Here is an 11,713-nt window from a genome sequence, read left to right as displayed (position 1 = left end):
GCGCCCCTTCGCCATCTCCCACGCCGGTCCGCGCCGGAACGCTGGTGCGCACCGATCCCGACGCCTTGCCCGCAACCCTTGCCGAGGCCGAAACGCGCGCCCGCGATGCGAACCCGGCGCAGGCCGGAGCCGACTACACCCGCGCCGCCACGAGCCCCCCGGCCTCCGCTGCCCCGCCAGCACCAGCACCAGCGCCCACACTCGCTCGCGCCGAGCAGATCGCGCGCGGTTCGAACCCGGCACAGGCCGGAGCGGACTACACCCGCAAGGCGCCCACGACACCGGCCCCGTCCACCACTTCGGCCACCCCGCCATCCTCCAAACCGGCGCCACGCCCGAGCGCCACGCGCAGCGCCCCCGCCCCCACGGCGGGCGGGCCCTGGCAGTTGCAGCTCGGCGCCTTTGGCATCGCCGCCAACGCGCAGGGCCTGTGGCAGAAAGTGCACGCGCGCCCCGAAATCGCCGGCCATGGCCGCAAGCTCGAACCGGCCGGGCGGCTGACCAAGCTGCTGGTGACCGGCTATGCCTCGAAACAGGACGCGGAGACGGCCTGCTCGCGCCTCAGGGCCGGCGGGTTCGACTGCCTCGCGGTACACGACTGAGCGGGCCGGGCGCCTCTCCTCCACCACTCACCGTCGGCGCGATCGAGCCGATGAACCACGCGGCGTTCACCGCCGCAACGGTCAAACGCCTGCCCGCGCTCGATCTCATTCGCGGGGTCGCCGTACTCGGCATCCTGGCAATCAACATCGCCGGGTTCGCGGGGCCTCTTGCCGGGACGATCAGCCCCGCGCTGACGGCCTCCGGAACGCCCTATTCCAGCGCGTGGGACAACGCCGCCTTCGCCTTTTCGCTGGTGCTGTTCGAGGGCAAGATGCGCGCGCTGTTCTCGATGCTGTTCGGCGCGGGGCTGGTGCTGTTTTGGGAGAGCCTCGAGGCGCGCGGCGACAACGGCGACGTGCTGCAACTGCGCCGCCTGTCCTGGCTGCTGCTGTTCGGCCTCCTCCATTATCTCCTGCTGTGGTGGGGCGACATCCTGTTCGTCTACGCGCTGTGCGGGATCGCCGCCCTGATGCTGCGCCCGCTGAGCGACCGGCGGCTGATCGCGACCGCGCTGCTGCTCTATTACGGCTGGCACTTGTGGGGCCTGTTCGACCTCGTCCCGCTGGTTCACGCCGAGACCGCCGTACGGCTGGGCCGCGCCAGCGCCGAGCAGGCCGCGCACGTGCACCAGTGGCTCGAAGCCGCGCGCGCGGGGATCGTCGAGGACCTGGCCGAGGCGCATTACGGCTACGCCCGGCTGCTCGTCACCAAGCTGAGCGATCGGCCTTTCTGGCTGTTCCACATGACCCGCCACATCTTTTCCGAGACGCTGCCGCTGATACTCATCGGCATGGTCATGGTGCGGCGCGGTTTTTTCGATCCCACCGCCCATCCGCGCCATCTCAGGGCAGCGGCGATCGCCTGCACCGCAGGCGGGCTCGGCCTCAGCCTGGCCTTCACGCTGTGGGCCGAGCCGCGCGGCTTCCCGCCCATCGCGATGGAGGCGGCGCTGTCCTGGGGCCTGGCCATGCCGCACCTTCTGGGCGGCTACGGCTACGCTGCACTGCTGGTGCTGGTGACGCCCTACCTCGCCGCGCGCCCGATCGGACGCCGGCTCAGGGCCGCGGGCCGGATGGCCTTCAGCAACTACATCGCCACCAGCCTCATCATGACGACGGTGTTCTACGGCTGGGGTCTGGGCCAGTTCGGCCGCTTCGGCCCCGCGCTGCAAGGCCCCTTCGTGCTGCTCGGCTGGGGGCTCATGCTGGGCTGGAGCGCGCCGGTCCTGCGCCACTTCCGGCGGGGTCCACTGGAGTGGATATGGCGCTGCCTGGTCGAAAAACGCTGGCTCTCCAACCGCTTCTAAGAATCGTTATCAATGCTATTGCGATCCATTCGCACATGGATATAGTGTGATTCGCAAAGAGGAATCGCCCATGTACGTTTGTATCTGCAATGCCATTCGCGAATCGGAGCTGCGCTGTGCGGCGCGCCGGATGAATGGCGATGCGCAGGCCGTATATGCCGCGATGGGCCGCAAGCCTCAGTGCGGTCAGTGCCTCGAAGAGGCAGACGACATCATCGCCGACGAAGTCGAGGCCGCCAGCTTTCCCGCTGCCGCCTGACACGTCCGGACCGATTTGGCGGGCAGAAATCGATTGCCCGACTTGCCCCCGCGCTTTTGCGGACGCATAATCGCGCCCGATTTCCAAACAGGAGAAGCGGACCATGAAGGGCGACCCTCAAGTCATCGACTACCTCAACAAGGCACTCTTCAACGAGCTGACCGCGATCAACCAGTACTGGCTGCACTACCGCATGCTGGACAACTGGGGCATCAAGAAGCTGGCCGATTACGAACGGCACGAATCGATCGACGAGATGAAGCACGCCGACATCCTCGCCGACCGCATCCTGTTCCTCGACGGGCTGCCCAACTTCCAGGCGCTCGGCAAGCTGCGCGTGGGCGAGGACGTGATGGACATCCTCAAGTGCGACCTCGCACTCGAGCATGACGCCATCCCCCTGCTCAAGGAAGCCATCGCCCATTGCGAGGCGGTGCGCGACTACGTCAGCCGCGAGATCTTCGAGCGAATCCTCGAAAGCGAGGAAGAGCATGTCGACTATCTCGAAAAGCAGTTCGACATGATCGAACGCATGGGCCTGCAGAACTACTGCCAGCTCCAGAGCAAGCCCGCCGAGGCCTGAAGCCAAAATCCGCAAGCCCGGCTCATCAAGCCGGGCTCTTGAAACCAGGTCCGGGCCATCGCTATGTCCGGGGGCGATGTTTGATCCCCTGCACGACCTTTCGCTGGCCCTTCCCCTGATCCAGGCGCCGATGGCGGGGACATCCACCCCCGCCCTCGCCGCCGCGGTCGCCGAGGCGGGCGCTCTTGGTTCCCTTGCCGTCGGCCATCTCGCGCCCGAAGCGGCGCACGGCGCAATCGCCGAACTGCGCGGGCGCACCGACCGCCCCTTCAATCTCAATCTCTTCGTCCACCAGCCCCCGCGTCCCGATCCGATCGGTGAGCGCGCCTGGATCGACGCGCTGGCGCCCCAGTTTGCCGCCTACGCGGGCAAACCGCCCGAAACGCTCGAGACGATCTACACTTCGCTGCTCGAAAGCGAGGCGATGCTCGGCGTGGTCGAAACCGCGGCGCCCGCTGTGGTCAGCTTCCATTTCGGCCTGCCGTCCCCTGCAGCCGTGGCCCGCCTCAAGCGCGCGGGATGCCGCCTCGTGGCCAGCGTCACCGCGCTCGAAGAGGCCCAGGCCGCGCAGCGCGCCGGGATGGACGCGCTCGTCGCGCAAGGCTGGGAAGCGGGCGGACACCGCGGCATCTTCGATCCCGATGACCCCGATGCGCAGCTTTCCACCCCCGCTCTGGTGCGCACGCTGGCGCGCTGGGGAAAATTGCCGGTGATCGCGGCGGGCGGAATCATGGACGGCGCCGATATCCGCACCGCTCTTAACCACGGTGCGGTGGCCGTGCAGATGGGGACCGCGTTCCTGGCCTGCCCGGAGACGGCGGCCGACGCCGCCTATCGCGCGGCGATGGCCTCCGACGCGGCGCAGCGCACGGTGATGACCCGGCTCATCTCGGGCCGGCCCGCGCGCTGCCTTGCCAACCGCTTCACCGCGTTGGAAGAGGTTCCCGGCCTGCCCGTGGTCGCCGCCTACCCGCGCGCCTATCATGCGGGCAAGGCGCTCAACGCCGCAGCCAGAGCCCAGGGCGAAACCGGCTTCGGGGCACAATGGGCGGGGCAAGGCGCCCCGCGCGCGCGGGCAATGGGTGCGGCCGATCTGGTCCGCACCCTTGCCGCCGAACTCGCCGCTACTGGCTGGACCCGCTAGTCGGCGTCGCGCTTGTCGCGGTGTCCGTACGATACTTGTCGAACCAGGCGAGGATCGCCGAAGCCTTGGCCGCCGACTGCGAGGGCCTTGCCGCGATACCGCCATGGCTCGCGCCCGGCACCTTGACCAGCGCGGTGGGCACGCCCCGGATCTGGAGTGCCGCGTAGTACTGCTCGGACTCGCTGTCGGGCGTGCGGTAGTCCTCGCTGCCCACGACCACCAGCGTAGGGGTCTTGACGTTGCCCACGAGGCTGAGCGGCGAGCGCTTCCAGTAGGCCATCGGGTCCTCCCACGGCTTCTTGTCGAACCAGTAGCGCGAGGTGAACGGCGTCATGTCCATCGTCAGCGCCTCGCTGATCCAGTTGATGACCGGCTTTTGCGAGGCCGCAGCCCTGAACCGGTCGGTCTTGCCCACGATCCACGCGGTCAGCACGCCGCCGCCCGAACCACCGGTCACGAACAGGTTGTCCGGATCGGCCACGCCCTCGGCAATCGCCGCATCGACGCTGGCCATCAGGTCCTGGTAGTCGGGCCCCGGATAGTCGCGGTCGATCAGGTTGGCGAAGGCTGCGCCGTAGGACGTCGACCCGCGCGGATTGCAGTAGACCACCGCATAGCCGTGCGCGGCGTAGAGCTGGTAGTCGGTCGAAAAGCCGTCCGAATAGGCGGTGTTCGGGCCGCCATGGATTTCCAGGATGGTCGGAAAGCGCTGGCCGGGCTTCGCGCCCGGCGGGGTCACCAGCCAGGCGTCGATCGCGCGGCCGTCGGGCGCAGTGACCGCAAGCTTGCGCACCGGCGCCAGCGCCTTGCCCTGCATCCAGGTGGCGTTGAGCGCGGTCAGCGCCCTGCCCTGCCCCGCGCCATGGCTCTTGCCTCCGCTCGTCACCCACAGGTCCGCCGGTGACTGGTCGCCGCCACCGGTGTAGGCGACCTTGCCCGAGGCCGAAACGCTGAATTCGCCGCCGGTATAGGGCCGGTCGAAATGCGCGCCGGGCACCACGCCCCTAACCACCGTGGTCATCGCCCCGTCGAGCCCGACCCTGGCCACCAGCTTTTGCGCGTGATCGTCATAGGAAACATAGAGCGCGCCGTTGCCCGCCCAGGACACCGTGTCGATCGACCGATCGAGCCCCGGTGTCAGCGCCTTTATGCCGCTGCCATCGGCGTTCATCACGTAAAGCTGCATGGGCTGGTAGGACACGTTGTGATCGTCCACCCCAAGGTAGGCGATGCGCTTGCCATCGGGCGAAAGCACCGCGCCTTCGTCCGGCCCCTGGCGCGTGGTCAGCGCGCGGATCGCGCCGCTCGCGATGTCGAGCGCATAGACTTCGGAGTTGTTGAAATCGCGCTGCCAGTCGGCATGGCGGTTGGCCGAAAACACCAAAGTACGCCCGTCCGCGCTCCACGACAGCGGCCCGCCATCGTTGAAATCGCCGAAGGTGAGCTGGCGCGGCGCCCCGCCATCGGCCGAGACCACGAAGATGTGGCGATAGCCCGGCTTGACGTAGCCGCCGCCGTCGTGGCGGTAGGTCACCTGGTCGATCACTTCGAGCGGCTCGGCCCACTTGGCCCCCTCGGGCTTGCCCTTGGGTTGCGAGCCCAGTTCCATCGGCTTGCCCGGCACGCGCATGGTGTAGGCGATCGTGCGGCCATCGGGCGACCAGGCGATGCTGCCGGGACTGTCGGGCAGCCCGGTCACCGCGACATCGGCCCCGCTCGCCAGCCACAGCACGTGGAGCTGAGGCGAACCCTCGCCATCGCTCGAGACGTAGGCGATGCGCTTGCCGTCGGGTGACCACTGCGGCGAAAAGTGCGCGCCCTTGCCCGCGACGAGCGGGCGCTGCGCACCGCTGGCGGCATCGACCAGCCAGAGCGAGGGCACGTCGCGATCGCTCATGATGTCCGCGCTCGAACGCACATAGACGATCTGGCTGCCATCAGGCGAAATCTGCGGATCGGTAACCCCCTGGAGGTGGAACAGGTCCGCGGGGAGGAAGGCGCGGTCCGGGCCGGGCGACGGGGCCATCGCGGCGGGCGCATCCTGCGCCGTAGCCACACCGGGCACGGCAAGGCTCAGCGCGGGAACGGCCATGGCAAGCCCGGTCGCGAAAAGCAGGGCGCAGCGGGTTGAACGCACGGTATTTCTCCCCATTCTTGGAAAGCGCGAACTCTTGCGCGTTGCAGCAAAAAAATCCACCCTCGAGCCCGCCCGTGGACGGCTCCATCCACATCCGGCGGCCTGCGACACTGAAAAACGGAAACCTGCACAGATGAGCCCCCCCAAGAAGCGCGGATTCGAGATCGAGGATGGCGGCTACGCCGCGCTCCTGGTCCTGGTCACGCTGGCCTTTGCCTATCTCGTCGCCCCCTTCTTCGGCGCGATCCTGTGGGGCGTGGTGGCCGCGATCATGTTCGAGCCGATGACCCGCAAGCTGGCGGCCCGCATGGGCGGACGCAAGAACACCGCCGCCGCACTGGTCCTGCTGCTGCTGCTTGCCCTGGTCATCCTGCCGACGATCGTGCTGGGGGTAAGCCTCGTCAACGAGGCGACCGCGCTCTACAACAAGGTCAAGGCGGGCGACATCAACGTGAGCGCGATGCTCAACCAGCTCCAGCACGTCCTGCCCGAAAGCGTGAACCGCTATGTGCGCCAGTACAGCCTGACCGATTTCAACACGCTGCGCCGCATGTTCGGATCGAGCGTGACGAGCGGGCTCCAGGTCGTCGCCTCGCAGGCGCTCACGCTGGGACAGGGTGCGCTCAGCTTCCTCGCGGCGCTCGGCGTAATGCTTTACCTCACCTTCTTCCTGCTGCGCGACGGGCTGCGCTACACCGAACTGGTGCGCGATGCGATGCCACTGCGCCCCAAGATGCGCGATTCGCTCATGGCGCATTTCACCGTCGTGGTGCGCGCAACGATGAAGGGCACGGTGGTCGTCGCGGTCATGCAGGGGCTCGTGGGCGGGATCATCTTCTCGTTCCTGGGGATCGAGGGCGCGCTCCTGTGGGGCGTTCTGATGGGCTTCCTCTCGCTGCTTCCGGCGGTGGGCACCGGGCTGGTGTGGGTCCCCGTCGCGATCTACCTGCTTGCCACGGGGGCGATCTGGAAGGGCGTAATCCTGATCCTTTGCGGCATGTTCGTGATCGGCATGATCGACAATATCCTGCGCCCCGTGCTGGTCGGGCGCGACACCCGCCTGCCCGACTTCGTGGTCCTGATTGCGACGCTTTCGGGGCTGCAACTGTTCGGCCTCAACGGCTTCATCGTCGGTCCGGTGATCGCCGCGCTGTTCATCGCGATGTGGAACATCGTCAAGGAACAGCGCGACGAGGCCCGCACCCCGCTGACTCAGGCCGCTCCGAAATCCCTGACCGAAGCCGAAGCCGCGCGCGCCGAAGGCGAGACAGAGGCCCATCCCGGCTGACAGGCGCGATGGCCTTCGCCAGACGAAAAAGGGCGGGAAAGCCGATGCTTTCCCGCCCTTTTTCGCGTATGGCCCTGGCGTGCCGAACTACTTCTTGTTGCCGAAGGGGTTCTTCGGACTGCGCAGATTGAGCCGGATTGGCACCGCCTCGAAGCCCAGCTCGCGCCGGATCCCGTTGATGAGATAGCGCTTGTAGCTTTCGGGCAGCATGTCGAGCCGGGTGCCGAACAGCACGAAGCCCGGCGGGCGGGTCTTGGCCTGCGTGATGTAGCGCAGCTTGATGCGCTTGCCACCGGGCGCGGGGGGCGGATTGGCGCCCAGCGCATCGTCGAACCAGCGGTTGAGCGCGGCGGTCGGCACGCGCCGGCTCCACGCCTCGCGGATAGAGAAGGCGGCTTGCATCAGTTCGTCGAGGCCCTTGCCGGTGCGGCCCGAAATCGCCAGCAGCGGCACCCCGCGTACCTGCGCAAGGCCTTCGTTGAGCGCGCCGCGAATCCCGTTGAACAACCCGCTGGCGTCTTCGGCGACATCCCACTTGTTGATCGCGATCATCAGCGCGCGGCCTTCCTCGAGCACCATCGAGGCGATCTTGAGATCCTGGTGTTCGAGCCCGCGCGTCGCGTCGAGCACGAGCACGACGACTTCGGCAAAGTCGATCGCGTGGCGCGCATCGGACACCGCCAGCCGCTCGAGCTTCTCGGTCACCTGGGCCTTCTTGCGCATCCCTGCGGTATCGATCAGGCGCACCTCGCGCGCATCGCCCGACTTGGGATCGTTCCAGACCCAGTCGATCGCGATCGAATCGCGCGTGATGCCCGCCTCGGGCCCGGTCAGCAGGCGATCTTCCCCCAGATAGCGGTTGATGAGCGTGGACTTGCCCGCGTTCGGGCGGCCGACGATGGCCAGCTTGAGCGGCGCCTTGAGCAGCGCCTCCTCGTCCAGTTCCTCATCCGCGAACTCATCCTCGGGTGGCTGGAGCGGTTCGAGATGCGGCAAGAGCGCCTCGAACAGATCGCCCATGCCTTCGCCGTGTTCGGCCGAAACCGCGATCGGATCGCCCAGACCCAGCGCGTAGGCTTCGAGCAGCCCGCCCTCGCCCGCGCGGCCTTCGGCCTTGTTGGCGAGCAGGACGACGGGAACCGGCGAGGCGCGCAGCCACTGGCCGATTTCCTCGTCGAGCGGGGTCAGGCCCGCGCGCGCGTCGACCACAAAAAGCGCGACGTCAGCGGTGGCGAGCGCGGCTTCGGTCTGCTGGCGCATCCGGCCCGGCAGCGTTTCGGCCTCGTCGTCCTCCCACCCCGCGGTGTCGACGATGGTGAAATCGAGGCCGAGCAGATGCGCGTCGCCAAAGCGACGGTCGCGCGTCACGCCCGGCTGATCGTCCACCAGCGCAAGGCGCTTGCCGACGAGCCGGTTGAACAGCGTGGACTTGCCGACATTGGGCCGGCCGATGATGATGACTTGTGGAAGCATGATTCCCACCCGCTTGGGGGCATTGCGCGCATTTGGCAAGAACTGTGCGTATACGGATGCGATTATTACCTCACGGTTAACCTAATATCACAGGTGGCTCATAACTCTACGCGGGCAAACCCGTGGTCATGGAGCGACCGTACACAGCACTGACAATCGTTTGGGCCGCCGCGCTTTTTGCGCTGTCCACCCCTTCGGCCCAGGCCCGTTCGGCAATCGACGCGATCGTGGGCGGCGGCGCGGCGAGCGCCCCGTCCAGCGCGGCGAGCCCGCCCGGGAAAACGCTCGTCCCCTCGCCCATGCGCGCCGCGCCCGATCTCGAATGCGTGCCCTATGCGCGCGAATTGTCGGGAATCGCGATCTATGGCGATGCCTATACCTGGTGGACCAAGGCGCAGGGGCGCTACGCACGCGGCCATGTGCCGCGGGTCGGCGCGGTCATGGCGATTCGCCCTTACGGCAATTCGCAGCTCGGCCATGTCGCGACCGTCGCGCGGGTGATCGATTCGCGCACGATCCTGCTCGATCACGCCAACTGGTCCTATCCCGGCAAGATCGAACGCAACGTCACCGCGCTCGACGTATCGCCCGACAACGACTGGAGCGAAGTGCGAATCTGGTACGGCCCCTCGCAGACGCTGGGCGTCTCGCACTGGCCGGTCGAAGGCTTCATCTACAACGCCAGGCCCGGCTCCGGCCCGGTCGGCCGAGCGCTGGCCCGCGCCGACGATGCGTCCTCCCCGGCCATGCGCGGTAAGGCCAGTGTTCAGGCCAATGTTCAGGAGAGCGCACGGGACCCGATCGGCGCGATCATCGCGGGCAATTTCTGAGCCCTCGCCTCCAGGACGCCAGCCGGACCGTTTCACAAACGACAAAGGGCCACCCGACGCTCTTGCCGGGCGGCCCTTTTTGCCGGTCCGAAAATCCGGACCTTAAACCGAAAAGTCAGTCTGCCTTCCGGGCGACCGGCGGGTTCTCGCCCAGATCCTCGTACCACGCCTCGACCGGGCCGGTGAGCTTGATCGTCAGCGGGTTGCCAAAGCGATCGAGGCTGCGCCCGGCCTGCACGCGGACCCAACCTTCGGAAATGCAGTATTCCTCGATGTTGGTGCGCACGGTGCCCTTGAAGCGGATACCGATGCCGCGCTGAAGCTTGTCCGCATCGAAATGCGCGCTGCGCGGGTTGATCGCGATGTGATCGGGCGGCACGTCGGGGCCGGCAGTGGTCTCTTCAGTCATGTCCACGCGATTTAGAGCCCGAAATGCCCCTGTCAATCGACGCATGCATTTCTGTGCTTGCCATGTGGTTCCAGATGTCCTAGGGGCGCCTTCCGCACTTGGTAGCGGGCGCGTAGCTCAGCGGTAGAGCACACCCTTCACACGGGTGGGGTCACAGGTTCAATCCCTGTCGCGCCCACCATGCCTTTCCCGATAACGGGAATGACGGCATGGTCCCTTGCCAAGGCTTTTTCCCGACATTTCCCAACCTTAGCCCGCAAAGCTCACCAGCCTTGCGACGTTTTTCGCGCGTGCGGCCCGTCCAGTCGAACGCCGGAAGCCCCCCCTGCCCGGCCCTGACGCACAACAGCCGCGCACGCCTTTGAGCGTGCGCGGCTGCGCGCCATCCGGAAGGGAGCGGGTTACTTGCCCGCGACCGACAGGACCGCCAGCGTCAGCGTTTCCACCCCGGTGCGAATCGCAGGCTCGGGCAGCGGCGCGAAGTAGGGCGAGTGGTTGACCGGGACCGGCGTGCCGTTGGCCTTGTGCTCGGCCAGCATCTTGGGGTCCGAACCACCGATGCCGAAGAACACCGAATGGGTCATCCCCGCTTCGACATAGGCCGAATAGTCCTCGCTTGCGGTGCTGCCCGGCATCGTTGCCGGGATCAGCATGACGCGGTCTTTGCCCAGCGCCTGGTCGAGCACGCCCGCGACCCTGGCCGAGAGCGCGCTGTCGTTGACCACCGAGCCGGTGCCCTCGGGCTGTTCGATGTCGGGCGCCGGAGCCCCCGCAATTTCGGCCACCGCCTTCGCGGTTCTGTTCACCCCGTCGACGAGCAGTTTGCGCACCTCGGGATCGTAGGAACGCAAGGTCAGTTGCAGCCGCGCGCTGTCGGGGATGATGTTCGCGACGGTGCCCCCGTTGAACGCACCCACGGTGACCACGCCGAACTTCTGCGGGTCCTTCTCACGGCTGATGATCGTCTGCACGTCATCGGCGAAGTGGACCCCCTCCATGATCGGATCGATGCCCTTGTTCGGCATCGAGCCATGGCTGCCGACACCGTGGAAGGTGATGTTGATGGTGTCGGAGGCCGAGGTCACGCTACCCTGCTTGACCGACACCATTCCCGCGACATCGGGCCCGACATGCGCGGCAAAGCCGTAGTCGGGCTTGGGAAAGCGGGTGAACAACCCGTCCTTGAGCATCGCGCTGGCGCCGCCGATCTTCTCCTCGGCGGGCTGGCCGATGAACATCAGCGTGCCGCTCCAGGCGTCCTTCATCGCCAGCAACGTCTGCGCGGTGCCCACCCACCAGGCCATGTGGCTGTCATGCCCACAGGCGTGATCGACATAGGTCAGCTTGCCATCGACGGTCTGCTGCGCGTGGCTTTCGTAGGGAAGTCCGGTCTTCTCCTGCATCGGCAGCGCATCGAGTTCGGTGCGGATCAGCACGACCGGGCCCGGCCCGTTCTTGTAGATCGCCACCACCCCGGTCTTGCCTACGCCCTCGGTCACGGTGAAGCCCAGCTTGCGCATCTTCTCGGCCAGCAGCGCAGCGGTGCGATGCTCCTGAAAGGCGACTTCAGGGTGCGAATGGATGTCCTTGTAGAGCGTGAAGAGGTCGGGATAGATCGTGTCGAGTTCGGCATCGATGCGCTGGCGCGCGGCCGCGGCGTCGGGCGTGGTCGCCGCCAGGG

11 protein-coding genes and 1 tRNA gene are annotated in these 11,713 nt (G+C 67.1%); 8 read left to right on the top strand and 4 right to left on the bottom strand.

Going from position 1 to position 11,713, the window contains the following annotated elements:
• The 5 genes from MTR62_RS17880 to MTR62_RS17860 all read left to right on the top strand — a co-directional run.
• On the top strand, positions 1 to 602 hold a 602-nt coding region (locus MTR62_RS17880), incomplete at its 5' end, for an SPOR domain-containing protein (RefSeq protein WP_244023476.1).
• 50 nt (positions 603 to 652) lie between these two features.
• On the top strand, positions 653 to 1,909 hold the full coding sequence (locus MTR62_RS17875; RefSeq protein ID WP_244023474.1) for a DUF418 domain-containing protein: 1,257 nt from the start codon (positions 653 to 655) through the stop codon (positions 1,907 to 1,909).
• Positions 1,910 to 1,979: 70 nt separating this feature from the next.
• Positions 1,980 to 2,168, top strand: a complete 189-nt coding sequence (locus MTR62_RS17870) for a (2Fe-2S)-binding protein (RefSeq protein WP_244023481.1) — start codon at positions 1,980 to 1,982, stop codon at positions 2,166 to 2,168.
• A 103-nt stretch (positions 2,169 to 2,271) separates the two neighbouring features.
• Positions 2,272 to 2,751: a bacterioferritin gene (gene bfr, locus MTR62_RS17865; RefSeq protein WP_244023472.1), complete on the top strand. Its 480-nt coding sequence runs from the start codon at positions 2,272 to 2,274 to the stop codon at positions 2,749 to 2,751.
• A gap of 76 nt (positions 2,752 to 2,827) precedes the next feature.
• The gene (locus tag MTR62_RS17860; protein ID WP_244023470.1) at positions 2,828 to 3,895 is read left to right on the top strand and encodes an NAD(P)H-dependent flavin oxidoreductase; all 1,068 of its coding nucleotides are present in this window, start codon (positions 2,828 to 2,830) and stop codon (positions 3,893 to 3,895) included.
• On the opposite strand, the gene MTR62_RS17855 is transcribed toward MTR62_RS17860, so the two are convergent.
• Positions 3,876 to 5,987, bottom strand: coding sequence for a prolyl oligopeptidase family serine peptidase (locus MTR62_RS17855; protein ID WP_407672705.1), 2,112 nt, complete (start codon positions 5,985 to 5,987; stop codon positions 3,876 to 3,878). The genes MTR62_RS17860 and MTR62_RS17855 overlap by 20 nt on opposite strands.
• A 178-nt stretch (positions 5,988 to 6,165) precedes the next feature.
• Between MTR62_RS17855 and MTR62_RS17850 the strand changes: the two genes are divergently transcribed.
• Positions 6,166 to 7,320 (top strand): AI-2E family transporter, encoded by a 1,155-nt coding sequence (locus MTR62_RS17850; RefSeq protein WP_244023468.1) that lies wholly within the window; start codon positions 6,166 to 6,168, stop codon positions 7,318 to 7,320.
• Positions 7,321 to 7,407: 87 nt separating this feature from the next.
• Here MTR62_RS17850 and der read toward each other — a convergent pair whose 3' ends face one another.
• The gene (gene der, locus MTR62_RS17845) at positions 7,408 to 8,793 is read right to left on the bottom strand and encodes a ribosome biogenesis GTPase Der (RefSeq protein WP_244023465.1); all 1,386 of its coding nucleotides are present in this window, start codon (positions 8,791 to 8,793) and stop codon (positions 7,408 to 7,410) included.
• Positions 8,794 to 8,921: 128 nt separating this feature from the next.
• Here der and MTR62_RS17840 point away from each other — a divergent pair, with 128 nt between their 5' ends.
• Positions 8,922 to 9,623, top strand: coding sequence for a CHAP domain-containing protein (locus MTR62_RS17840; RefSeq protein ID WP_244023463.1), 702 nt, complete (start codon positions 8,922 to 8,924; stop codon positions 9,621 to 9,623).
• 115 nt (positions 9,624 to 9,738) lie between these two features.
• On the opposite strand, the gene MTR62_RS17835 is transcribed toward MTR62_RS17840, so the two are convergent.
• Positions 9,739 to 10,032: a DUF3297 family protein gene (locus tag MTR62_RS17835; RefSeq protein ID WP_244023461.1), complete on the bottom strand. Its 294-nt coding sequence runs from the start codon at positions 10,030 to 10,032 to the stop codon at positions 9,739 to 9,741.
• Positions 10,033 to 10,138: 106 nt separating this feature from the next.
• On the opposite strand from MTR62_RS17835, the gene MTR62_RS17830 reads away from it, so the two are divergent.
• Positions 10,139 to 10,213 (top strand) — tRNA-Val (locus MTR62_RS17830).
• A gap of 220 nt (positions 10,214 to 10,433) precedes the next feature.
• Here the strand turns inward: MTR62_RS17830 and MTR62_RS17825 are convergent.
• Positions 10,434 to 11,711, bottom strand: a complete 1,278-nt coding sequence (locus MTR62_RS17825) for an amidohydrolase (RefSeq protein ID WP_244023459.1) — start codon at positions 11,709 to 11,711, stop codon at positions 10,434 to 10,436.
• Positions 11,712 to 11,713 lie beyond the last annotated feature (2 nt).

This window comes from Novosphingobium organovorum, assembly GCF_022832435.1.
In the GTDB taxonomy this organism is placed as follows: Bacteria; Pseudomonadota; Alphaproteobacteria; order Sphingomonadales; family Sphingomonadaceae; genus Novosphingobium; species Novosphingobium organovorum.
The sequence above is the reverse complement of the archived record's forward strand: the minus strand, read 5'-3'. Positions and strand labels throughout refer to the sequence as shown.

What these genes read in the sequence shown, in the direction of transcription:
- bfr (WP_244023472.1), top strand. Translation starts at nt 2,272, where the DNA reads ATGAAGGGCGACCCTCAAGTCATCGACTACCTCAACAAGGCACTCTTC.
- MTR62_RS17855 (WP_407672705.1), bottom strand. Translation starts at nt 5,987, where the DNA reads ATGGCCGTTCCCGCGCTGAGCCTTGCCGTGCCCGGTGTGGCTACGGCG.
- MTR62_RS17875 (WP_244023474.1), top strand. Translation starts at nt 653, where the DNA reads ATGAACCACGCGGCGTTCACCGCCGCAACGGTCAAACGCCTGCCCGCG.
- MTR62_RS17835 (WP_244023461.1), bottom strand. Translation starts at nt 10,032, where the DNA reads ATGACTGAAGAGACCACTGCCGGCCCCGACGTGCCGCCCGATCACATC.
- MTR62_RS17850 (WP_244023468.1), top strand. Translation starts at nt 6,166, where the DNA reads ATGAGCCCCCCCAAGAAGCGCGGATTCGAGATCGAGGATGGCGGCTAC.
- MTR62_RS17840 (WP_244023463.1), top strand. Translation starts at nt 8,922, where the DNA reads ATGGAGCGACCGTACACAGCACTGACAATCGTTTGGGCCGCCGCGCTT.
- der (WP_244023465.1), bottom strand. Translation starts at nt 8,793, where the DNA reads ATGCTTCCACAAGTCATCATCATCGGCCGGCCCAATGTCGGCAAGTCC.
- MTR62_RS17870 (WP_244023481.1), top strand. Translation starts at nt 1,980, where the DNA reads ATGTACGTTTGTATCTGCAATGCCATTCGCGAATCGGAGCTGCGCTGT.
- MTR62_RS17860 (WP_244023470.1), top strand. Translation starts at nt 2,828, where the DNA reads ATGTTTGATCCCCTGCACGACCTTTCGCTGGCCCTTCCCCTGATCCAG.